Annotated in this window: 21 protein-coding genes; 17 read left to right on the forward strand and 4 right to left on the reverse strand. The window is 36.9% G+C overall.

What is annotated here, in order from left to right; translation table 11 throughout:
* Window positions 1-24 precede the first annotated feature (24 nt).
* Window positions 25-627, forward strand: coding sequence for a DUF1684 domain-containing protein (locus BXY75_RS13245; protein ID WP_121908243.1), 603 nt, complete (start codon window positions 25-27; stop codon window positions 625-627).
* Here the strand turns inward: BXY75_RS13245 and crcB are convergent.
* Both crcB and BXY75_RS13255 read right to left on the reverse strand, forming a co-directional pair.
* Entirely contained in the window at window positions 624-995 is a 372-nt protein-coding gene (crcB, locus tag BXY75_RS13250) for a fluoride efflux transporter CrcB (protein ID WP_121908244.1), read from the reverse strand. The genes BXY75_RS13245 and crcB overlap by 4 nt on opposite strands.
* Window positions 996-998: 3 nt before the next feature.
* Window positions 999-2,045: an SRPBCC family protein gene (locus BXY75_RS13255; RefSeq protein WP_121908245.1), complete on the reverse strand. Its 1,047-nt coding sequence runs from the start codon at window positions 2,043-2,045 to the stop codon at window positions 999-1,001.
* 217 nt (window positions 2,046-2,262) lie between these two features.
* Here BXY75_RS13255 and BXY75_RS13260 point away from each other — a divergent pair, with 217 nt between their 5' ends.
* Together BXY75_RS13260 and BXY75_RS13270 are read left to right on the forward strand one after the other, a co-directional pair.
* Entirely contained in the window at window positions 2,263-4,302 is a 2,040-nt protein-coding gene (locus tag BXY75_RS13260; RefSeq protein WP_121908435.1) for a dipeptidyl-peptidase 3 family protein, read from the forward strand.
* A 611-nt stretch (window positions 4,303-4,913) separates the two neighbouring features.
* Window positions 4,914-5,303, forward strand: a complete 390-nt coding sequence (locus BXY75_RS13270) for a pyrophosphohydrolase domain-containing protein (RefSeq protein WP_121908247.1) — start codon at window positions 4,914-4,916, stop codon at window positions 5,301-5,303.
* Between the two features lie 75 nt (window positions 5,304-5,378).
* Here BXY75_RS13270 and BXY75_RS13275 read toward each other — a convergent pair whose 3' ends face one another.
* Window positions 5,379-6,446: a branched-chain amino acid aminotransferase gene (locus tag BXY75_RS13275; RefSeq protein WP_121908248.1), complete on the reverse strand. Its 1,068-nt coding sequence runs from the start codon at window positions 6,444-6,446 to the stop codon at window positions 5,379-5,381.
* A gap of 110 nt (window positions 6,447-6,556) precedes the next feature.
* Here BXY75_RS13275 and BXY75_RS13280 point away from each other — a divergent pair, with 110 nt between their 5' ends.
* The 3 genes from BXY75_RS13280 (at window position 6,557) to BXY75_RS13290 (ending at window position 8,853) form a co-directional block, all read left to right on the forward strand.
* Entirely contained in the window at window positions 6,557-7,081 is a 525-nt protein-coding gene (locus tag BXY75_RS13280; protein WP_121908249.1) for a DUF4920 domain-containing protein, read from the forward strand.
* Between the two features lie 3 nt (window positions 7,082-7,084).
* Window positions 7,085-7,750: a tRNA (5-methylaminomethyl-2-thiouridine)(34)-methyltransferase MnmD gene (gene mnmD, locus BXY75_RS13285; protein ID WP_121908250.1), complete on the forward strand. Its 666-nt coding sequence runs from the start codon at window positions 7,085-7,087 to the stop codon at window positions 7,748-7,750.
* A 197-nt stretch (window positions 7,751-7,947) separates the two neighbouring features.
* Window positions 7,948-8,853 carry a TIGR01777 family oxidoreductase gene (locus tag BXY75_RS13290; RefSeq protein ID WP_121908251.1) on the forward strand — a complete coding sequence of 302 codons (906 nt, stop codon included), beginning with the start codon at window positions 7,948-7,950 and terminating at the stop codon, window positions 8,851-8,853.
* A gap of 105 nt (window positions 8,854-8,958) precedes the next feature.
* On the opposite strand, the gene BXY75_RS13295 is transcribed toward BXY75_RS13290, so the two are convergent.
* Window positions 8,959-9,624 (reverse strand): YceI family protein, encoded by a 666-nt coding sequence (locus BXY75_RS13295; RefSeq protein ID WP_121908252.1) that lies wholly within the window; start codon window positions 9,622-9,624, stop codon window positions 8,959-8,961.
* A gap of 157 nt (window positions 9,625-9,781) precedes the next feature.
* On the opposite strand from BXY75_RS13295, the gene BXY75_RS13300 reads away from it, so the two are divergent.
* The 11 genes from BXY75_RS13300 (at window position 9,782) to BXY75_RS13350 (ending at window position 24,386) form a co-directional block, all read left to right on the forward strand.
* Window positions 9,782-10,321 carry a nucleotide exchange factor GrpE gene (locus BXY75_RS13300; RefSeq protein WP_121908253.1) on the forward strand — a complete coding sequence of 180 codons (540 nt, stop codon included), beginning with the start codon at window positions 9,782-9,784 and terminating at the stop codon, window positions 10,319-10,321.
* Between the two features lie 85 nt (window positions 10,322-10,406).
* Window positions 10,407-11,519, forward strand: a complete 1,113-nt coding sequence (dnaJ, locus tag BXY75_RS13305) for a molecular chaperone DnaJ (RefSeq protein WP_121908254.1) — start codon at window positions 10,407-10,409, stop codon at window positions 11,517-11,519.
* A 266-nt stretch (window positions 11,520-11,785) separates the two neighbouring features.
* Window positions 11,786-12,712, forward strand: a complete 927-nt coding sequence (locus tag BXY75_RS13310; protein WP_121908255.1) for an ABC transporter ATP-binding protein — start codon at window positions 11,786-11,788, stop codon at window positions 12,710-12,712.
* 8 nt (window positions 12,713-12,720) lie between these two features.
* Window positions 12,721-14,031 (forward strand): ABC transporter permease, encoded by a 1,311-nt coding sequence (locus tag BXY75_RS13315; RefSeq protein ID WP_121908256.1) that lies wholly within the window; start codon window positions 12,721-12,723, stop codon window positions 14,029-14,031.
* A gap of 7 nt (window positions 14,032-14,038) precedes the next feature.
* Entirely contained in the window at window positions 14,039-14,965 is a 927-nt protein-coding gene (locus BXY75_RS13320) for a mechanosensitive ion channel family protein (RefSeq protein ID WP_394347378.1), read from the forward strand.
* 12 nt (window positions 14,966-14,977) lie between these two features.
* Window positions 14,978-15,889, forward strand: coding sequence for a DUF6268 family outer membrane beta-barrel protein (locus BXY75_RS13325; RefSeq protein ID WP_121908258.1), 912 nt, complete (start codon window positions 14,978-14,980; stop codon window positions 15,887-15,889).
* Between the two features lie 2 nt (window positions 15,890-15,891).
* Window positions 15,892-17,055: a sigma-54-dependent transcriptional regulator gene (locus BXY75_RS13330; protein WP_121908259.1), complete on the forward strand. Its 1,164-nt coding sequence runs from the start codon at window positions 15,892-15,894 to the stop codon at window positions 17,053-17,055.
* Window positions 17,056-17,062: 7 nt separating this feature from the next.
* Window positions 17,063-17,941 (forward strand): PPK2 family polyphosphate kinase, encoded by an 879-nt coding sequence (locus BXY75_RS13335; RefSeq protein ID WP_121908260.1) that lies wholly within the window; start codon window positions 17,063-17,065, stop codon window positions 17,939-17,941.
* 52 nt (window positions 17,942-17,993) lie between these two features.
* On the forward strand, window positions 17,994-19,406 hold the full coding sequence (locus BXY75_RS13340) for a M28 family peptidase (RefSeq protein WP_121908261.1): 1,413 nt from the start codon (window positions 17,994-17,996) through the stop codon (window positions 19,404-19,406).
* A gap of 432 nt (window positions 19,407-19,838) precedes the next feature.
* The gene (locus BXY75_RS13345; RefSeq protein ID WP_121908262.1) at window positions 19,839-22,907 is read left to right on the forward strand and encodes a SusC/RagA family TonB-linked outer membrane protein; all 3,069 of its coding nucleotides are present in this window, start codon (window positions 19,839-19,841) and stop codon (window positions 22,905-22,907) included.
* 18 nt (window positions 22,908-22,925) lie between these two features.
* Window positions 22,926-24,386 carry a RagB/SusD family nutrient uptake outer membrane protein gene (locus BXY75_RS13350; RefSeq protein WP_121908263.1) on the forward strand — a complete coding sequence of 487 codons (1,461 nt, stop codon included), beginning with the start codon at window positions 22,926-22,928 and terminating at the stop codon, window positions 24,384-24,386.

Raw genomic sequence — 24,386 nt, forward strand, 5'->3', positions numbered from 1 at the left:
ATATTTTTACGAAAATGTTCTTTTATGAAAAAGCATATAATTTTAATATTGCTGCTAATTGCGAATACGATTTGGGCACAACAGGAAATTATTGATGAAATTAAAGCCTATCAAATCTCAGAAAGCGAGAAATTTGCTGATCCTGAAACTTCAATTTTGGACGAGAAGGATTTGAAAGACTTTAAGGAATTAAAGTATTACCCTATAAACTTAGATTTTCAAGTTGAAGCCATTTTTAATCGCACTCCAGATGAGAAACCTTTTCTTATGCCAACTACCACAGATCGTCTTCCGGAATATGTAAAATACGGAGAAGCACAATTTGAAATAGACGGGAAACAGTTTAAGCTGGATTTATTTCAAAGTACTACTCCCTATGAAGAAGAAGGGTATGAAGATTATTTGTTTTTACCCTTTACAGACCTAACCAGCGGTGACGGATCTTACGGAGGCGGTAGATTTTTGGACGCTCGCATTCCTGAAGGAAAAACAATATTCATAGATTTTAATAAAGCTTATAATCCGTATTGCGCATATAGTATTAAGTATTCTTGTCCGATTCCACCTAAACAGAACGATCTTCTTATTAGAATTGAAGCTGGTGTAAAAGATTTTGGAAAGCACTAAATTAGTTTGGTAAGCCACATTCCTAAAAACACAGCGGCAAACCCAACAACGAGACTTCCGAAGGTATAAAAGGCAAAGGAAGTAAGATCTCCGGATTTCAGGAAAACATGATTCTCGTACGCAAATGCTGAAAAGGTCGTAAATCCGCCGCAGAATCCAGTGGCTAGAAACAACACCGTATTATTCGATAGGGAGTTGTTTTTGAGTGCAATTCCTAAAATTATTCCAATAATTAGGCTTCCAATTATATTGGCTGCAAAGGTGCCATATGGAATCCCATCTTTTGGGCTGTTAAGTAAAGTGCCAATCCAATATCGGAGTGAACTACCCAAGCCGCCACCTAAAAAGACAAGGAGTAATTGCTTCATGAATTAATTATTACTAATTCCACTTCCAAGGATTGGAATATAGACTTCGGTCAACCAGTTAGCCGGATTTGGCACTTCTCCCGGATCGGTACTATACACCTCAAACATTTTGGCAGTAGGGTGAATTATCAGGTTATTTTCGGCTATGTACTTCTTCGCTTCTTTGTATACCTCAGGCAGATGCTCGTATTTTCCTTTTAACGTAGTTTTTATAGTTGTAATGGGCTGCATAAAACCACAAAGAACAGGGCTTCCTGCGGGGGTGATAATTTTTTCCCTCACAGGAATACAAGCCGAAAAGATCACATTTCCATTGGCTTCATCAATTTGGTTGTAGATTGTAAAAGGCATTCCTGCCATTTGAATGTTGTTTTCTTGCATATATCCCGATACCTGCCCTAACATTGGGCCCATTTTCTGACCGACATCACTTTGCATTGATGAGGTAGTGTTATACATATAATAACCTCCACCATAATTAGTAACACCATCAACATTAATAGAATATTCATTCATTTTTTTCATTACAAGAGTTTCAAGACCTTCTAGTCCTTTTTGATTCATTTCGTGCATTTGTGAGTCAAAATCCATATCACTAGTCGCATAATAAACCTTATCCATTAAAGGGTGTTCTCCTTTCATGCCCCAAGTGACTTTCGTGCCTCCCTCAACCTCTTCAAAATTCCAGTATACTTTGGGGTTTCTTTCACCTCCGGGCGTAAGTAAGGTGAGATCTTGTTCAATTTCTTTATTTGGGATTACCTTCGTTGTAGTCATGGAACCATCCATTTCGCCTTTCCAGGAATAAGACGCTCCTTCACCTTCAGTTTTTTCGGCATAGGTGAGAATCATAGTAGAGTCTTCTTTTTTCCAGGGTCCCCATTCTTCCCATGTTTTGTAGTCATTTACGATGTTAAATACTACTTCTGCAGGAGCCTTAATTACTTTTGTATCTGTTATATCATAGTTTCCGTCCTTGGTTCCAAAATAGATGGCACCGCCAATTAATACGATTAGAATAAGAAAGAATAGATACTTTAAAATTTTCATGGTTATAGGGAATTAGATTATAGATGTTAAAGATAATCAATTTTTGTCCTTCCTTTTGAATCTGAAAAAAATCATTATGTGTTGAAATGAAATTATTATTGCTTAAACCCGTTAGTTGGCTATTTTTTAAGGTATTGCAGCATATTTTAAACAAATTTTCGGAATGATAATCACTTCTATTATTTTGTTACATTTGTCAAAACTAAAAATGAATAAAATGAAGAATACTTTTGTTATAGCGATAGCTATGAGTACTGCCCTTTTATTTTCTTGTAAAGAAGGAACTAAAGATATGCCGGAGCCGGAAGTTGCCGAGGTGAAGACCGATGATTTTAATTATTTGGTAGAGCAATTTTCCGATATTAAAGTGTTGAGGTATCAGATTCCAAGTTGGGATGATCTTTCCTTGAAGGAACAAAAGCTGGTATATTATCTTACTCAAGCAGGTTTGTCAGGTAGAGATATCATCTGGGACCAAAACTATCGACATAACCTTACGATTCGTAAAGCGTTGGAGAATATCTACGCAAACTACGATGGCGATAAGGCTTCAGAAGATTGGAAAAACTTCGAAGTTTACATGAAAAGAGTTTGGTTCTCAAGCGGGATCCATCATCATTATTCTAATGATAAGATGAAACCTGATTTTTCTTCAGAATACTTAAAAGAATTACTTGCAGCTACAAGTACTAAGCTAGAAGGAGAAGCTTTTGAGGTGATTTTTAACGATAAAGATGCTAAAAAAGTAAATCAAGGAAAAGGAGTTGACAATGTAGGTCTTTCTGCAGTGAACTTTTATGGACCGAATGTGACTAACAAGGATGTTGAAGCGTTTTATGCAGCAAAGAAATCTCCAGATCCTAAAAAGCCGTTATCATATGGTTTAAATTCTCAGTTGGTAAAAGAAAATGGTGTATTGAAGGAACGTGTTTACAAGTCTGGCGGACTTTATGGTTCTGCGATCGATAAGATTGTAGAATGGTTAGAAAAAGCACAAGGAGTAGCCGAAAATAAAGCACAAGGTGATGCTTTAGGTCTGTTGATTAAGTATTATAAGACAGGTGACTTACAAACATGGGATGACTATAATGTAGCTTGGACTGCTGCTACCGATGGTAATGTAGATTATATAAATAGTTTTATTGAGGTATATAACGATCCATTAGGATATAGAGGTTCTTACGAAACAATTGTACAGATTAAGGATTTTGATATGTCTGAAAAAATGGCTGTTCTTTCTGAAAATGCTCAATGGTTTGAAGATAATTCACCTTTAATGGAAGAGCACAAAAAAAAGAATGTTGTAGGAGTTTCTTATAAAGTTGTGAATGTTGCTGGAGAGGCTGGAGATGCTTCACCAAGTACTCCAATTGGCGTGAATTTACCAAACGCAAACTGGATTCGTGCTGAGGTTGGAAGTAAGTCGGTTTCTTTAGGGAATATCATTCATGCTTATAACAACGCTGGAAGTTCTGGACGTTTAAAAGAATATGTAAACAGCGAAGAAGAATTTGAATTGGAAGAAAAGTACGGGCAGGTAGGTGATAAGTTGCATACTGCTTTGCACGAAGTAATCGGGCATGCTTCAGGACAATTAAACCCTGGAGTTGGTGAAACAAAGGAGACGCTAAAAAATTATGCTTCTACTTTGGAAGAAGGTCGTGCAGATTTAGTAGGTCTTTATTATCTATACAATCCTAAAATTCAGGAACTTGGATTGGTGGATGACTGGAAAATGGTAGGAAGAGCTGCTTACGATGGTTATATCAGAAATGGAATGATGACACAATTGATTCGTTTGAATTTGGGTGACGACGTGGAAGAAGCACATATGCGTAATCGTCAATGGGTATCTGCCTGGGCTTATGAAAAAGGAAAAGCTGACAACGTTATTGAAAAGGTGACCCGTGATGGAAAAACCTATTTCAAGATCAATGATTACGATAAGTTACATGGTCTATTCGGACAATTATTACGTGAAACACAACGTATTAAGTCTGAAGGTGATTACGCTGCTGTGGAAGCTTTGGTTGAAGGTTACGGTGTAAAAGTTGATCAAGCAATTCATGCTGAGGTTTTAGAGCGTAATAAGCAGTTTACATCAGCTCCTTACAGTGGATTTGTAAATCCTGTAATCGTTGCAGATATGAGCGACAGTGGAGAGATTGAAGGCTTTAGTATAGAGCAGCCTGAATCGTTTGCATCACAGATGATGGAATATTCTAAAAACTACAATAATTTACCAGAGAAGAACTAAGTTCGTTTTTTCTTCGGAAGCAAAAACCTCCTTGTGAAAGCAAGGAGGTTTTTTTTATCCTTTTAAATATGTCTTTATTCCAAGTAAAAGCAATACAAAAACAATAAAGCCAATTAATATCCAAAAGCTGCCTTTGTAATGTTTTTTGTGAAGCATCTTGTCTTTCCGGTAACTAAAGATTATTAAGATTACAAATCCGATAAAAAATAAAATGGCGAAGACCAATTGACCGGTACTGAACATAAATTTGTAGTTTTACGATTGCAAAAATACAAATTTGTAAAGACCTACTACTATTACGTCTCGATTCTTTATTCGCTAATAAAGTTTACAAAAACTGAGATGATGATGGTGTTTTAATTTCGTTTTTTGGAATATGGAATATGGAATATGGAATATGGAATATGGAATTTGAGATTTGGCTTTTGGAATTTGCCTGAAAGTCATTTGCGTTAGCGATAGAACGGTTTGTCTGAGCTCTTTTTTATTTTCGCCAGAGCGGAAATGAAAAAAGCGAGAAGTGAAAGCGCGACTCACCGAACCTTAGTGAAGGAGGGGAACGCCATAAAATGAAATAGTATAAATTGTAAAGTAGAAATTCAGGTAATTATATGAAAAATAAAATAGCAGCTGTACATGAGTTCCATTCCGCTTTCGGATTGGGGATTGAGAATAATCCAACCGCCGATTTAGACATTAAAAAGAACCTTTTGCGTTATGAGCTAATGCGGGAGGAAAACGAAGAGTATCTGGAGGCAGCAAATAACCACGATCTTGTGGAAGTAGCAGATGCCCTAGGGGATATGCTCTATATATTGTGTGGAACCATTATTGAACATGGAATGCAGCATAAAATTGAGGAAGTCTTTAACGAAATTCAACGTAGTAATATGAGTAAGTTGGGAACTGATGGAAAACCAATTTTCCGGGAAGATGGAAAAGTATTGAAAGGCCCAAATTATTTTAAGCCAAACATCAAAGCTATTCTGGAAAAGGAATAAAGCACTAAAATATGAAACCTTAAATGATTCTTTCTCCCATTGGGAGAAGGCTAGGATGAGGGTTAAATGAGGGTTCTAAATCTCATATCTCCAACCAAAAGTATCTTCACTTCGGTTGTACTGTATATCCATTAATGCTTTTTTAAACTTAGTAGAATAACCTCCATCTGTAGAAGGAAGCTCGTACACATCTTCTTTGTAACCAAAGGCACTCACCGGACTAATAACGGCGGCAGTACCTGCTCCGAAGATTTCTTTTAGTGTGCCATTTTTAGCTGCTGCGACTATTTCGGAAACTAATACCGGACGTACTTCTATTGGAATTCCTTCTTTTTCTGCAAGAGCGATCACACTTTTACGAGTCACCCCATCTAATATACGATCACTGATAGGTGCAGTTATGAGCGTATCGTTAATTCTGAAAAAAACATTCATGGTTCCTGCCTCTTCCAGATATTTGTGCTCATCTGAATCGGTCCAGATCACTTGTTGAAATCCTTTTTCACGGGCTAAATTTGTTGGATAGAACTGTGCACCATAATTTCCTGCTGCTTTTGCCGCTCCAACTCCTCCATTAGAAGACCTGCTGTAATGCTCTGCAATAACGACACGTACATCACCAGTATAGTAGGCCTGCGCTGGTGACATTAATATCATGAATTTATATTCATCCGATGGCGAAGCCGATACTCCAGCTTGTGTTGCCATAACAAATGGTCGGAGGTATAAGGAGTTTCCGTTTCCGGGTTTAATCCAATCACGATCCAGGTCGATTAATTTATGCAATGCTTCAAAGAAAAGAGCTTCCGGGAATTCCGGGATTGCCATTCTTACAGCTGATTTGTTTATTCGCTTCTGATTTTCATCCGGGCGGAAAAGAAATACTTTGCCATTATCGTCTTTATATGCTTTCATTCCTTCGAATACAGCTTGCCCGTAATGAAACACTTTCGCGGCAGGCGATAGTGTTAAAGGGCCGAAAGGACGGATAGTCGGATTTTGCCATTTACCGTCAATATAATCACACTCAAACATATGGTCTGAAAAATCTTTTCCAAATAACAGCTTATTGAAATCGACTTGATCAATTTTTGAGGTTCCTATTTTTTGGACTTTAATTTGATCTTGTGTGACTTTATTCATGTGAACGGTTGTTAGTCTACAAAAATAGGTAAAATATTAACCACAAAAAATCTAAAAAAATGATAAATTTGCTTTAACTTATATTATTATTAATTTCTGAATATCTTAAAATGAAAAACATACTTTTTGTCGCCTTGATGGCACTGTTTGCGGTTGGTTGTAACAATGATAAAAAGAAGGAAGTCGTTTCTTCTGAAACAGAAGAGATAGCCGTTAATTACCAATCTTTTGGTGACAAGATTACAGCTGAAAATGTACTAAATGACGCTGAAATTCAGGAGCGTTTCAAAAGTTTAAAACCGGGTGATACTTTAAACCTAAAGTTTCAATCTGAAGTAAAATCTGTTTGCCAAAGTAAAGGCTGTTGGATGCGCATGGATATGGGCGAAGAAGAGGCTATGGTGAAGTTTAAAGACTACGGATTCTTTATGCCTAAAGATATTGCAGGACAGAAAGTGATCGTTGAAGGAAAAGCATTTGTGGAAGAAGTGAGCGTTGACGAGCAACGTCACTATGCTGAAGATGCTGGAAAATCACCAGAAGAAATTGCTGCAATAACAAAGCCTAAACGCACCTTGTCGTTTGTTTCTAATGGAGTCTTAATTCCGGAAGTAGAAAGCCCGGAAAAGCAGTAAAATTTGAAACGTGAATTCTTAACCACCGGAGATGGGTCTATTACTATTCATATTCCGGAGTGGAATGAGCAATACCATTCTAAACACGGTGCAATTGCTGAGGCCGTGCATGTTTTTATAAAGACAGGCTTACATTATGCTGTGGAGAAAAGGGATACGAAGTCCATTTCCATACTCGAAATCGGATTTGGAACGGGACTCAATGCGTATTTAACCCTTCAACAAGCTATAGAACGCGATTGGAAAATTGATTATACCGGTGTGGAGGGATATCCTGTATCGGCTTCAGAAATAGCACAATTAAATTATCCTTCCTTAATAAATGCTTCGGAAGATGAATTCCAAATACTACATACATCTGTATGGGAAAAGCCTTCAGAAATACATAAAAACTTTCAACTAAGGAAACAGAAAAAGTTCTTTTCAGAAATTGAAGCAACTTCAGAATTCGACCTTATTTACTATGATGCTTTCGGTGCACGAGTACAACCTGAACTATGGACAGAAGCTGTATTCCAAAGAATGTATGATGCTTTAAAGCCTAAAGGTGTATTGGTGACTTATGCTGCGAAAGGCAGTGTACGTAGAGCAATGCAAACCGTTGGATTTACAACCGAACGTCTCCCAGGCCCCCCAGGAAAACGTGAAATGCTCCGCGCTGTTAAGTAAGGAGTATTCGAGATTTTTTTTCTCAAATGCTCCGTGCTGTTAAGTAATTATTTTAAGCGATAAGTAATTTTACATTTACTTCATTTGAAATCTAACATAGGTATTCTTTCGCTCAATAAATAAAAACAACTATCAATCATAATGTTGCGTTAAGACCTTTGCCAATCATTAGTTTATCTCGTAAATTTAAAATAAAAATGAAGGTTTTAATTACCGGGGCTACAGGATTTATAGGTAGCAGATTATCTGCAAAGTGCCGCGCTGAAGGTATAAATGTTCATTATTTAACTACTCGGAAAGAAAAAATCGAAAACGAAAGTGATTACAAAGGCTTTTACTGGAATCCTGACAAAAATGATATCGATTTAGAAGCATTTGAAGGTGTGACTACAATTGTTCATCTGGCAGGGGCCAACATTGCAAAACGCTGGACAAAAAGCTATAAACGTGTAATTATCAAAAGTAGAGTTCAAACTGCAAACTTACTTTTTACCGCACTCAAGGGATGTGAACATAATGTAACTCATTTTATATCGGCCAGTGGGATTGGGATTTATCCTCCTTCGGAAACCGCATTGTACACAGAAGAAAGTGATGCTGTTGGACAAAATTTTCTTGCAGAGGTTGTTGTTGCATGGGAAGAAGCGGCATCGAGATTTAGGGAATTAGGAATGGATGTAGCGATATTAAGAACAGGTATGGTACTAGCGAAGGATGAGGGAGCCTTTCCAAAAATTATTAAACCAATTAAAATGGGTGTGGGAGCACCTCTTGGTGATGGACAACAATGGCAGTCGTGGATTCACATCGAAGATCTGGTTGAAATGTATTTCTTTATCATAAAAGAAGAACTCGAGGGCGTCTACAATGGGGTCGCTACTACTCCGGTAACTAATACCAAGCTTACAAAACTCATTGCTAAAAAAGTTGATGCTGCACTTTGGATGCCTAATATTCCAAAATTTCTTTTAAAATTGATGTTAGGAGAAATGGCAGGTCTGGTGACCGAGGGTCAATTGGTAAGTTCCAGTAAAATCGAGCAAACTGGTTATATGTTCAAGTATTCGAATATTGATGCGGCTACAACTAACTTATTGTCCTAGATTAATTGTGTAATATAACTGCAAATGTCGACCTGAACCCGGACGATAATTTTTTAAGCCATATTTAACTGACTTCGACCGGGTTCAAACCAACAATATTGTCAATTATTTTGTAGCATGCAGTTCTACAGTTAATTTCATTTCGTCTGAGATAAACTTATCTCCAAGGTTGTCAAAAATAGATTTCGAACCGTAATTCACACCCCATTTTGTACGATCAATGCTGAAAGTTTCACTCTTTATAAGTAATTTTCCTTCTGTAAGGGTGATGGTTGCTGGAAACTCGATCGGATTTGTTTTATCTTTTATAGTAAGATTTCCTTTAATTGTGGTTTTACCAGGTGCTGAAGTAGTTGAATTAGTTATTTCAAAAGTAGCTGTAGGATAAGTATTCACATCGAAAAAATCACCTTCTTTCCCCGCTACTGTACCTTTTAAGTGGGCTTCAAGGTTTGCTTTATCCTCGCCTTCCAGATCTTTATCCACGATAGAATTCATATCGATGGTAAAATTTCCTGCTTCTATCTCATTTTTATTGATTGAAATACTTCCTGCTGATAATCTGATGTTACCCACATGCGAACCGGTTGGTTTATTACCCTCCCAGCTAATCACCGAATTGGTAGTATTAACAGTATAGTCGGTTGCCGTGTTACTAGCCTCGGCAGCTTCGATTGTTGCTTCATTTGTTTTGTCTTTACTGTCTTTGCAGGATACTACTCCCAAAGAAATAAAAGCAATAAGTGAAATTTTTAAGATGGACTTTTTCATTATATTATGTGTTTATGGTTTGAATGGCAAATGTATTTATCTCTTCTGAAGATTTGTCTTAAAGGATTAATAAAATAATTCTGTGACATTTTGACATTTATAAAGAAATGGCAGTACTTTTGCATCCTTCAGAAAAACAGAAAAAAGTATGTCATTTATGGGCAAGAAAGATAAAAACATCGAAAATTTGGTTGAAGAGGAAGTAGTAATGGAAGAAGGTCAGGTATCAGAAAACGATACTGAATTAGAACTTTTGGAGGCGGCACAGAACGATTTACAAATAGAGAAGGATCGCTACTTGCGTCTTTTTGCTGAATTCGAGAATTATAAAAAGAGAACAGGCCGCGAGCGTATCGAGCTTTTTAAAACAGCTAGTCAGGATGTGATGGTTTCATTACTTCCGGTATTGGATGATTTCGATCGCGCTATGAAGGAGATTGAAAAGAGCGATGATAAAAACCTGCTTATTGGTGTTGAATTAATCAACAATAAGTTGGTAGAAGCACTTCGTATTAAAGGTCTTGAAAGTATCGATACTAAACAGGGAGATGTTTTTGATGCTGAAATACTTGAAGCGGTTACTCAAATTCCGGCTCCGAACGATGATCTAAAAGGGAAGGTGATCGACGTTTTAGAAAAAGGATATACCTTAGGTGAAAAAGTAATTCGTTTTCCTAAAGTAGTTATCGGACAATAAATAGATGAGTATTTTCCATATTCAAAATAGATGTGGATCATCAAAGAATTCTAAAAAGACTTCAGCAAAAACAACATAGTAACTGATGAAAGAAGATTATTACGAAATATTAGGGATATCTAAAAGTGCTTCACCTGCCGAGATTAAAAAGGCATATCGCAAAAAAGCCATAGAATTTCACCCTGATAAAAATCCAGGCGACAGCAAGGCGGAAGAGCAGTTTAAAAAAGCAGCAGAGGCCTACGAGGTGTTGAGTGATGCTGATAAGAAAGCTCGTTACGACAGATTTGGACATCAAGCCTTTGAAGGTGGTGGTGGTTTCGGCGGCGGCGGAATGAATATGGATGATATCTTTAGTCAGTTTGGTGATATCTTTGGCGGAGGTGGTGGTTTTAGCGGCTTTAGTGGTTTTGGTGGCGGTGGTCGCCGAACTGTGAAAGGGAGTAACCTTCGTATTCGCGTAAAACTTACTTTAGAGGAGATAGCGAATGGAGTTGAAAAGAAAATAAAAGTAAAACGTAAAAAGGTAGCTCAGGGGACTACATATACAACTTGTAGTACATGTAACGGAAGTGGGCAAGTAACGAGAATCCAGAATACGATTCTTGGACGAATGCAAACGTCTGCGACTTGTAGTACATGTAGTGGAGCAGGGCAAATAGTCGATAAAAAACCAACCAATGCCGATGCCGATGGAATGTTGTCTGTAGAAGAAACGGTGATGATTAAAATCCCGGCGGGAGTGGTTGATGGAATGCAATTAAAAGTTAGCGGGAAAGGAAATGATGCGCCTGGAAATGGCATCCCCGGAGATCTACTTGTAGCTATTGAGGAACTACCTCATGAAGGCCTGCAAAGGGAGGGTGATAATTTACATTACGACCTTTATGTGAGTTTTTCTGAAGCTGCATTAGGGACTTCTAAAGAAATAGAAACAGTTACCGGAAGAGTAAGAATTAAAATCGATGCGGGAACCCAAAGTGGGAAGATTCTTCGACTTAGAAATAAAGGAATTCCAAGTATTAATGGATACGGAACGGGAGATTTGTTAGTTCATATAAATGTCTGGACACCTAAAACACTTTCCAAAGAACAAAAAGAATTTTTCGAAAAGATGAGTAATGACGACCATTTTCAGCCAAAGCCAGAAAAGGAAGACAAGTCATTTTTCGAGAAAGTAAAAGATATGTTTTCTTAAATAAACGTTAATTTGATATTTTTGTTTATATTTGGATATCGCTACTTCTAAGTAGTGATAATTTTTCTTTTTCATAGCAATTTTTTCCCACCCTCCATGCAAATGGAGGGTGGGTTTTGCTTTTAAGTGCTAAGGGTAAAGCAATTATAAAATAGAAAGCAGGAGGACGTAACAAAGGAGAATGTTTTACTACAAATAGCATAAATTACTCTTAATTGACTATCGGCTTCCTGAGCAATTCGATATATTTACACAACTAAAAAATTATGGAAAAACTTTTAAAGGCGACCAATGTTTCAAAATCTTTTGGACCCTATAAAGCATTAAATAACATCTCAATAGAGGTTCCCAAAGGGAGTATTTTTGGCATCTTAGGCCCCAATGGAGCAGGGAAGACAACATTTTTAAGAATAATTAATCAAATTACAATGCCAGATTCGGGTGAGGTTTTTCTCGATGGAAAACCATTGGCGCCCGATGATATTCGACATATAGGTTATTTGCCTGAAGAAAGAGGCTTGTATAAAACCATGAAAGTAGGTGAACAGGTTTTGTATTTAGCTCAGTTAAAGGGACTGTCTAAGCAAGAGGCCAAAATACGTCTTAAATATTGGTTCGACAGATTGGAAATTGGTGATTGGTGGGACAAAAAAATTCAGGAGCTTTCCAAAGGTATGGCGCAAAAGATTCAATTTGTTGTTACTGTACTTCATCAACCAAAATTGCTCATTTTCGATGAACCTTTTAGCGGTTTTGATCCTATAAACGCGAATCTAATTAAAGATGAGATTTTAAATTTAAGAGACGAAGGTGCAACCGTTATTTTTTCCACACATAGAATGGAATCTGTAGAGGAAATGTGTGATCATATCGCGTTAATTCATAAATCCAATAAAATTCTGGATGGGAAACTTATAGATATAAAAAGAGCATACAGATCTAACACTTACGAAGTTGGGTTGCTTACTGAAAATAAAGAAGCTGTAAACTCCTTAATAAGAGAGCGTTTTGACGTTTCTCCAGCCTCATTTAAAAGCATTAATGACGAATTGCAGTATAAAATAAAAATACCGGAAAAAGCCTCGCCAAATGAGCTTGTGAGTTTTTTAACCTCCAAAGGTCAATTGAATCATTTTGTTGAAGTGATTCCTTCTGCAAGTGATATTTTTATTGAAACAGTAAAAAATAACTAACACAACTAATGAATCATCTTCCATTAATTATAAAGAGAGAGTATATAAATAAGGTACGCAACAAGTCCTTTATAATCATGACGTTTTTGAGTCCGTTGATTATGGTTGGAATCTTTAGCTTGGTGGCTTATTTATCGCAATTAAATAACGATCAGGTACGTATCGTTTCAGTTTTAGATGAAAGTGGTTTGTTTCTGAAAGATTTCGAAAATACATCCACAATTTCCTATAACATACTTGATAAGCTATCTCTTTCCGAAGCAAAGCAAATAAGTGAAGAATCTGAAAATTACGGACTTCTTTATATTCCAAACTCTGAAAACCTTGAAACCCTGGCGGAAGGGGTGACATTTTATTCAGAAGATTCTCCTTCTTTGCAAATAATGAATGAAGTGGAAAATGTAGTTGAACGAAAAGTGAATTCCTTAAAATTAAAGGACGCTGGAATTAATTCAGAAGTAATTCGTGAGTTACATATTCGGGTGAACGCGCATCAAGAGACTTTTAAAGGACAGGAAACTTCAAAGATGGGTTCTTATTTAAAACTCGGTTTTGGTGGCGTCGCAGGTTACTTGCTTTTTATGTTTATCATCATTTACGGAAATATGATTATGCGCTCTGTAATTGAAGAAAAGACCAGTAGAATTATAGAAGTGATCATTTCGTCTGTAAAGCCAATGAAATTGCTACTTGGGAAAATTATTGGGACTTCTCTCGCAGGTATTACACAGTTTTTAGCGTGGGTAATATTATTGGGTGTTTTTAGCATTGTGATCACAGGTATCTTTGGTATCGACCCTTCGACAGTTCAAACGCCGCAACAGGAAGTGATTAATCAGGCAGTTGATGGTGGCACTCAGGAAATTGCGCGGAATGTGATTATGGAAATTAATAATCTACCAATTGTTAATTTAACAATCATGTTTCTGTTCTTCTTTATAGGAGGTTATTTATTATACGCGTCGTTGTATGCTGCCATTGGGGCAGCTGTAGATAGTGAGACAGATACCCAACAGTTTATGCTACCTATAATAATGCCATTGATTCTCGCGATTTATGTTGGGTTTTTTACTGTGATCGATAATCCACACGGAACCGTTTCACAGGTATTTTCGTATATACCGTTTACATCGCCGGTGGTGATGCTCATGCGTATCCCGTTTGGTGTCCCTATTTGGCAGCAAATAATTTCATTAATCATTTTATTTGCTACATTTATAGGAACGGTATGGTTTGCAGCAAAGATTTATCGGGTAGGAATTTTAATGTATGGTAAAAAGCCTAGTTACAGAGAATTAATCAAATGGCTAAAATATTAAAAATAAGATAGTGCAGGAAAATGTTACTGAGCAGATTAAGGAGGTTGTCACTGATGATATTTGGGGAGGTATTCGAGAATTCCTAGAATTTGGTTTTCACTTCGGAAGCGGGAATAAGGAAATTAATATCACCGTAGGTCTATTGATATTAGTGCTCTTCTCATTTGTGGTTGCCAGTTTTCTTCTGAAGTGGATACGAATGCTCTTCACCCGTAAAATGGACGCTACCGATAAGAATAAATTTATCAGTGTCTTTAAGTTTATAAAATATATTACCTACGTTATTGTCGTTTTTGCTACCTTAAGTTTGGCAGGTATTAACGTCACTCCTTTCTTAGCCGCATCTGCCGCACTGTTAGTTGGACTAGGACTCGCCTTACAGGAGCTTTTTCAAGATATAATTGGGGGTATTTTTATTATTCTTGACAAATCACTTTTAGTAGGAGATATTGTGGAAATAAATGGGAAAGTGGGGCGCGTTATTGAAATTAAGCTTCGAACAACTAGAGCTATAACTAGAGATGATAAAATCGTGATTATTCCGAATCATAAATTCATAACCGAAACAATATATAATTACACCCAAAACCACCGCACTACCAGAGAATCTGTAAGTGTTGGTGTCGCATACGGAAGTGATACAGAGAAAGTAAAAAATCTTCTGCTTAAAAGTGTTGAAAATCAGAAGGGTGTGTTAAAATCTCCTAAGCCATTTGTATTATTTGAAGACTTTGGAGACTCTTCTCTAAATTTTAGCGTTCTCTTTTTTGTGAATGATAGTTTCGCCGATCCTCGTATAAAAAGTGAAATTCGTTTTAGTATAGATTCACTTTTTAGAGAAAATGGAGTTTCTATTCCTTTTCCACAAAGAGATGTTCACTTGTTCACTCAGCCAGTAAAAGAAGATTCTTCCAACTCGATGCTGGAAGATTAATTAAAAAATTATATGAAAAAACAGCTAGTATTCTACATACTATTACTTTGTCTGCTCACTAAATTAAATGCACAAAGTACAGATTTAGCAAGAATTGAGTTTTTACAAGTACCATTTTCAAATTCAAATAATTCTATTCAGCGCTATCGAGCTTTAATACAGGTTCCTTTCTTACTGAGTAGAGAAAAAAAGAACTACTTAGTAACAGGAATAGAATACAGATATACCGATATTCAAATAAAAGACGCCCAGGATATTGCCGCAATTCAGGCTTTTGGTGGAAGAGTGACCAACGCAGTTCAACGAATGGACCTGTATCTGGGTTATACTTGGAAACTAACAGATTATTGGCGAATTGGTGTTAAAGGAGGTGTTAGTATAAGATCCGATTTTAATGATGGCCTGGTGAGTGATGATATTGTTTACGATGGTGCAATCTATGCCATTTGGTCTAATAGCGAAGATTCACCGGATGCAAAGACCAGACTCATCTTAGGACTTGCATATTCTACAACGCCGGGCAGAAATTATCCGCTACCATTAATTAATTTAAACAAAGAATTCAGGCCAAATTGGACTTATACTATAGGAGTGCCAAAAAGTAACCTTCGTTACTATCTCAATGATAATCATAAGGACGCACTGCAGGCATTTGTAACATTAGATAACTTTTCTGCTAACATACAGCAAAATTTTCCGGTGCAATCGGGCCAGACTGGTATCGCAGATAATATTTCAATGACCAATGTTGTTGCCGGCTTGGGATACGAACACTTTTTTACAAAACACCTATTGTACTATGCCTATGGCGGTCATACGCTTTATAACAATTTCAGACTGGAAGATAAAGATGGAGCTAAAGTATATTCTATTAACGATGAAAATTCGCTATATTTTAGAACTGGAATAAAATTTAAATATTAAACATGCCGAAAATACTTATTATAGAAGACGAAGCTGCAATTAGAAGAGTGCTAGTTAAAATATTATCAGAAGAGAATAAAAGTTATGAAGTCTCCGAAGCGGAAGATGGGCTCGCAGGTATTGAGTTAATCAAAAAAGAAGACTTCGATCTTGTGCTTTGTGATATCAAAATGCCTAAGATGGATGGTGTGGAAGTACTGGAAGCTGCAAAAAAGATTAAGCCCGAAATCCCAATGGTTATGATCTCAGGTCATGGCGATCTGGATACGGCAGTAAATACGATGCGATTGGGAGCTTTCGACTATATTTCAAAACCGCCCGACCTTAATCGATTGTTGAATACCGTACGTATCGCACTCGACCGAAAAGAGCTTGTGGTCGAAAATACGCTCCTTAAGAAGAAAGTGAGTAAGAATTATCAGATGATAGGAGAGTCATCTGGAATTGCTCAAATTAAAGATATGATTGAAAAGGTGGCTCCAACCGAAGCCAGAGTCTTTATTACCGGACCTAATGGGACGGGAAAAGAATTGGTCGCACATTGGATACATCAAAAAAGCGTGAGATCTAAAGGTCCTATGATCGAAGTGAATTGTGCGGCGATTCCTAGTGAGTTGATAGAAAGTGAATTGTTTGGACATGTAAAAGGTGCGTTTACATCTGCTGTTAAAGACAGGGCAGGTAAATTTGAAGCCGCTAACGGAGGCACCATTTTTCTTGATGAAATTGGGGATATGAGCTTGTCGGCTCAGGCCAAGGTATTACGAGCATTGCAGGAGAATAAAGTGCAAAGGGTAGGAAGTGATAAAGATATTAAAGTTGATGTTAGAGTAGTTGCCGCCACAAATAAAGACCTAAAAAAGGAAATTGCTGAAGGAAATTTCAGGGAAGATTTATATCACAGATTAGCTGTTATTTTAATCAAGGTTCCTCCTCTAAATGAAAGAAGAGAGGATATTCCGTTATTGGTAGATTATTTTACAAAAAAAATTGCTGAAGAACACGGAACGTCTCAGAAGTTTTTTTCAGAAAAAGCATTAAAATTGCTTCAAGAGTACGATTGGACAGGAAATATTAGGGAGCTTCGAAATGTAGTAGAGCGTCTTATTATTTTAGGAGGAACGAAAGTAAGCGAAGAGGATGTAAAATTATTTGCCAGTAAATAAGCCCGATATGAAGGAAATTAAATTAGAGGAATATAAGGTAACGTCACCGATCGATATTAAAAATCAAAAGACACTTTGCGATCTGGATGCTTCCGAAGATATAATAGAAAATGAACTCGAAGAGACAAGAGAGAAACTAGGAAAACTACAGGATACACTTTATGCCCATGGCAAATATGCGGTGTTAGTGTGTCTTCAGGGAATGGATACTGCAGGAAAAGATAGCCTTATTCGGGAAGTTTTTAAAGATTTCAACGCAAGAGGTGTTGTGGTACATAGTTTTAAAGTGCCTACCGATTTGGAGAAAAAGCACGACTATTTATGGCGGCATTATATTGCACTGCCTGCTCGTGGAAAGTTTGGAGTTTTCAATCGCACACATTATGAGAATGTATTGGTCACCAGAGTACATCCAAATTATATTTTGGGCGAGAACCTTCCGGATGTGAAAAGTGTAGCTGATATAGATGAGGCTTTCTGGAATAAACGTTTTCAGCAGATTAATGACTTTGAGAAGACCATTTCGGAAAATGGCACGATTATTTTTAAATTTTTTCTGAGCCTTTCAAAAGACGAACAGAAAAACCGACAGTTACGAAGACTTAATAAACCCAATAAAAATTGGAAATTCTCACCAGGAGATTTGGATGAGAGAGAATTATGGGACGATTATATGAGATGTTATCAGGATGCGATTAACAGAACTTCCAAGCCTCACGCGCCTTGGTATATAATTCCATCGGACGATAAGCCTTCAGCTCGATATATTGTCGCTAAAATTTTATTGGAGGAGCTTCAGAAGTATACAGATATAAAGGAGCCAGAGTTGGATCCAAAAATTAAGGCGCAGATAGACGATTACAGAAAACGACTTGAAAATGATTAGTTTTGCTTCTGAAAAATAAGCCTTCAAGAAAAATAGTCTCGAAATCACACCTATGAAAAAACTTACCTTATTATTTGTTTGCATTCTTTTCGCTTCGGAAGGAATTGCACAAACATCGAATGTGCAAGATTCGCTCACTATGCGTTCTATTTATGACATGGCTCTTCTAAACGGAAAGAGCTATGATTGGTTGGATTACTTATCAAATAAGATTGGCGGACGACTTTCGGGAACATTAAATGCGGAGCAGGCGGTTAATTATACTGAAGCCGAATTAAATAAGCTAGGCTTAGATAAAGTATGGCTTCAACCTGTTATGGTGCCTAAATGGACCAGAGGTTTTCCCGAATACGCATATTTGGAAACCGGACCAGGTAAGTCAATTATTACAAATATTTGCGCACTAGGTGGGTCGGTAGCTACACCCGATCTTGGAATAAAGGCCGAAGTTATTGAAGTTCAAGGGATAGAGGATCTTGAGCGTTATGGAAGAGCTCAAATTGAAGGTAAAATCGTATTTTATAACCGTCCAATGAAAGCTGATCTTATCCACACCTTCGAAGCTTATGGTGGTTGTGTGGATCAGCGATATGCTGGTGCCATGGAAGCGGCTAAATACGGTGCAGTTGGAGTAGTGGTTCGATCCATGAACTTAAGATTAGATGATTTTCCGCATACTGGATCTATGACGTATGGCGATGCTCCGGCAAGTGAACGGATACCAGCCTGTGCTATTAGCACTAAAGGGGCAGAATTGCTAAGTAATACGCTAAAACTACTTCCAACACTTGAGTTCTACTTCAAACAAAATTGCAAAATTTATCCGGATGTACAATCTTATAATGTGATAGGTGAAATAACCGGAAGTACATATCCGGATCGATATATGGTAGTCGGTGGACATCTCGACTCTTGGGATCTTGGAGATGGCTCTCATGATGATGGTGCAGGCTGTGTTCAGTCGATGGAGGTACTTCGATTGTTTAAAAAAATAAATTATCAGCCCAAACACAGCATTCGGGTGGTGTTATTTATGAATGAAGAAAATGGTTTACGAGGTGGAAGGAAATATGCAGAAGAGGCAAAACTGAAAGGAGAAACCCATGTATTTGCATTGGAGAGTGATTCTGGGGGCTTTACACCAAGAGGCTTTTCATTCGATATTGATGATGAGGATTTTGCTCAGGTAAAAAGTTGGGAGACTTTATTTAAACCATATTTAATACATTACTTCGAAAAGGGTGGTAGCGGTGCAGATATTGGACCTTTAAAGGAAAAAGGAATGGTATTGGCGGGATTACGACCCGATTCTCAACGATATTTTGATTACCATCATGCTGCAAGCGATACTTTTGAAGCAGTAAACCAACGTGAATTGGAATTAGGTGGCGCAACCATGGCGAGTTTAGTGTATCTATTTGATAAATACGGTACGAAAAGTGAGCTAAAATCGATAAAAAACTAATCTTTATTGTGATGTTTTTTTCGAATTCGTAAGGTTTGCTTTCGACGAGAGACAAAACAAGACTAATTATTTTCGATATTAAGATGATAATGTTTCAGATTTAGACTTATTGTTAAATAATTGGTTTATTTCTGAAAAAATGAAATTGTGGGCGAGACTAGGTTTTTTAGAAGTTTTATATTAAAAAATCCAAGTTAACTTGAAATTAACGCTGAGTTAAAAAAAATATAAAAGACTATTTTAAAAAAATGCACCAATAAGTATTTTTTTAGTATATTTCGCCCGTCAAATAGACCCTTGGAAGGTTGTAGCTGAATTTTACTTTTTGTTGATTTTTGCAAAAATGTTTAATAAAAGTTAAGATTTTAACGAATTTTAAGGGTTTTGTGATTGAAATTTAAATTAACTCTATTAATAATTAAATTTTTTTTTATGAAAAAAAGTTACTATTTATGGTTAGTGCTTATATTCTTTAATATGACTATGGTACTAGCACAAGAAAAAACAGTTACAGGAACTGTTACAGATGATGCTGGTTTGCCGTTGCCTGGGGCTAACGTAATAATTAAACAGACAAATACAGGAACCCAGTCTGATTTTGATGGGAATTACACAATTTCAGCTGCAGTGGGACAAACACTGTCATTTAGTTATGTTGGTTTTGAAACTCAAGAACTTAAAGTTGGAGCTTCAAACACCATGAGTGTGTCGTTAAGACCTGGAGCACTTCTTGAAGAAGTAGTTGTAACAGGATATTCTACTAGAAATAAGACGGTACAAACATCTGCCGTTGTTTCTATTTCTGCGAGTGAAATATCTCAGTTGGCACCTACTACGAGTGTGGATAACCTTTTACAAGGTAAAGCTGCCGGGGTACAGGTAACTGCTGCTAACGGAAAGCCAGGACAAGGGGCCTTTGTACGTATTAGAGGTACAGGTTCATTGAGTGCTGGTGGATCATCTCCTTTATATTTAGTAGATGGTGCTCCAATCCGTGAAGAGGAGCTTGGAAATATTGCAACTAGTGATATCGAAAACATTACAATTTTAAAAGATGCCGCTACAACTGCAAGATATGGTTCTCGTGGATCTAACGGTGTTGTAGTAATTACTACTAAAACTGGAAATAGAAATAAAGACGCAACGGTTCGTTATAGCTCACGATTTGGTACTACTACAAGAGTAGATCTTAATTATACTATGATGGATGCAACTCAGAAATTACAATACGAAAGAGATATGTATGCTCTTGGTGTTGCTGGAGCTGCTGCATTGCCAGGGGTTACTACTCAACCAGGATCTCCTGAGCGTGATCGTTTAACAAGAAATGCATTAGATTGGGAAGAGTTAGTGTTGAAGGATGGTTACGTTCAAAACAATAACATCTCTATCGATGGTGGTGCTGAGAAAATGGATTACTTTTTCTCTGTAGGTCATGACAAAAATACAGGGATCATTGATAAGATTTCTGGTTTTGAAAGATTGAACTCTAGATTGAACGTGAACTTTGACGCGAAAGAATGGTTGTCAGTTGGTGTGAATGTTGGTTATGCACGATCTTTAAGTGATGAGCCAAGAGATAGAAATAACTCTCAGAATCCATTCCGTCACATGTTGGATGTAAATCCTTATGAGACAGAATTTGTATTGGATGAGTTCGATCAGATTACTTATAATGAAAATGGTGAACCAATTTACAACACTACTACAACAGGTTATCCTGTAAGACGTGCGTTGGAAACTGAGCCAGCTTTTGAAGTAGAAAATATTACTTTGGCCAATGTAGATGCGTTAGTGAAGTTCTCTAAAAGTTTAAGTTATGGTTTTAGTTTTGCTGTAAACCATTTAAATAGAAGAAGAGAAACTTACTCAAAACCTGGAGGGGTTTTAGATGATCTTATTGGAAATGCTGACTTCCCAGGAAGAAAAACGGATGCAAATACGCAACGTTTAGATATGACTGCTAGTAATAGATTGAATTATACGCTTATTACTGAAAATCATAACTTAAATATTCTTGGTCTTTTTGAATATAACTTTAACGAGGTTAACACGCTTTCTGCAATTAGTAGAGGTTTTAGTTCACCGTTGTTAACGACTCAAAGTAATGCCGGTTTTACCGATAGCGCTTCTACAACAAGAAATAGATTGACTTTAGTTTCTTATGGTGCTTTTGCCGATTATGACTTTAACCAAAGATATTTAGCTTCTGCTTCTATTAGACGTGATGGTTCTTCAAACTTTGGTAGTGATGTACAATATGGTACTTTCTATAGTGGAAGTATTGGTTGGAACGTAGCAAAAGAAAATTTCTTTAAAGTAGATGCCATTGATGATCTTAAAATTAGAGCAGCAATTGGTACTGTTGGTAACAGATCTGGTATTGATAGATACGAAGCTCAAGGTTTTGTAGGATTTGCTCAATATCCAGGAGGTCTTGCAACTGAACCTTCTAACTTCCCTAACCCGGAATTACAATGGGAAACTACTCAAACAACAAATGTTGGTATTGAACTTAATATGTTTAATAGAAGAATAAGTTTTGTTGGAGATTATTTCGTTCGTAATACTACCGAGTTATTATTTGATATTCCTAGATCTGATGAATCTGGAGTTGATACAGTAGCAGGTAATGCGGCTGAAATTGAAAATGGAGGTATTGAATTATCATTACAAGCTGATATTGTAAGAAGCCCGGATGTAACTTGGACAATAGGAGGAAATATTCTATTACTGACTAAATCTGAAATTGTTTCTCTTCCAAATGGAGCTCCAATTGACCCACCTAACACATTTAACATTAGATGGGATGAAGGAACTAAGATTAACGAGCATTTCTTAATTCGTTATGCTGGTTTAGATTCTAACACTGGTCGTCCTATGTATTATGGTGCAGATGGTAACACATATTTTGCAGACGAAATGCCGGAAGATGATAATCAAAACAGAGTATTCCAAGGGAAATCTACTATCGCTGATAAAGAAGGTGGTTTCTTTAACAACATTGTTTACAAAGGATTTGGTCTTCGTACCGATTTTGTATTCAAGTATGGTAACTGGATTAACAACTTTGTTAAGAGTAATGTAGTTTCAGATGGTTTAGCTGTAGATGCAAATCAAGCAACTGAAGCATTCAATTACTGGCAACAACCTGGAGATACAGACGTGAGCATGAGTCCAATTTATAGAAATGACGAAGGTTCATTGGCTGCTAATACAGATCGTTTTCTAGAAAGAGGAGATTATATTCGTATGAGAAATGTTACGCTTTCGTATTCATTTCCAAAGAAAACCTTAGAGAAATCTCCACTTAGTAACTTAAGAGTATATGTTCAAGGACAGAACTTATTGACCTTTACTAAATTCTTTGGTGATCCTGAAGTAGGATTATCATCAGGTGAAACTATCTCTTTTGCAGATTCTGTAGCACCAGGTGAAGCTACTTTATATAGTTACCCTAATACTAAATCTATTCAAGTAGGTTTAGACGTAAGTTTCTAATTAAAAAAAAATTATAAAATGAAAAATATAATATTTAAAATAACAATGTTGGTCGTTTTAGCTGGAACTATCGTTTCTTGTGATAAACAGTTGGATCAATTGCCTTTTGACGGGCTTGCTACTGATAACGCTTTCGTTTCGGTAGATGATTTTGAAAATGGTATCCGTGGTGTTTATATTGCCTTGGTGAGAGTTGGTCGAGATGGTTCGACTTCAACAGGATATTACGGTGCAAGTGATGCTGGTGCGTTATTAAGTGCTCCAGACGTAATGAGCGATAATGTAACTATGGCGATATCTGGTAGAACAAGTAAATCTACCATTCATAACTTCAGATATTCTCCTAGTCAGAGTAATTTAGGGAATTTGTATCGTGATGCATATTCTTTGATATATCGCGCAAATCAGGTATTGTTCTTTGCTGAAACTTTTGAAGGAGAGAATAAGACGAATATTGTAGCAGAGGCAAAAGCCTTGAGAGCAATGGCTCATTTCGATCTAGTAAAGAATTTTGGAAAAATACCTACTCAATCAGGTGATGCAAATGGAAGCCTTGGTGTTGCATATGTAACAGAAGCTGATCCAAACATAACTCCGGAAAGAGAGACTGTTGGTGCAGTCTATGGAAAAATTGTCACTGATTTAACAGATGCAGTAGCAGGTATAAATGTGACTAATGATCCAGGTAGATTAAATAGAAATGCTGTAAATCTTTTATTGTCTAGAGTATATTTATATATGGGACAATGGCAGAACTCAATAGATGCTGCGAATGCTGTTACAACTTCTGTAGCTGCACGTGCAAATGTTGTTAATGTTTGGGATGATTCAAGCCAAGACGGATTAATATTTTCTATTCCTAATGAAGCTAGCGTATTAAACGCAGGAGTTGGTGTTACATGGAGTCAAGGACCGTTAAGCGGAACTTTCTTACCAGAATATGCTGTTTCTTTTGAATTGTTTAACACTTACTCAGCAGATGATATCAGAAAAGCTGCTTATATCACTTTTGGTACAGATTCTAATGGTAAAGATTATAACGCTATCCGTAAGTTACTAGGTAAAACTGGTCAAACTAATGGTGTTGTTGACATTAAAATTTTCCGTGCTGCTGAAGCAAAATTAAATAAGGCAGAGGCTTTATTTAACCTTGGAAGTGAAGTGCCAGCAAGAAATGCTCTTGATGAAGTGAGATCTAGAAGATACACTGCTCCACCAAGTGGCGAAACTGGAACTGCACTTAGAGATGCAATCCGTTTGGAAAGACGTTTAGAATTCGCTTTCGAATACCAACGTTTCTACGATCTTAAGAGATGGGGATTACCTATCGAAAGAACTAACGCTGGTGATGAAGCCGACGGTACTGGAGTTCCTTCCGAAATTCTAACTTTGAGCGCTGGAAGCACTAAATTTCAATTACCGATAGATCAGGGGATTATTGATTCGAACAATAATATTGTTCAAAACCCTGGGTATTAA

Source organism: Ulvibacter antarcticus, from assembly GCF_003688405.1.
GTDB classification, from domain to species: domain Bacteria; phylum Bacteroidota; class Bacteroidia; order Flavobacteriales; family Flavobacteriaceae; genus Ulvibacter; species Ulvibacter antarcticus.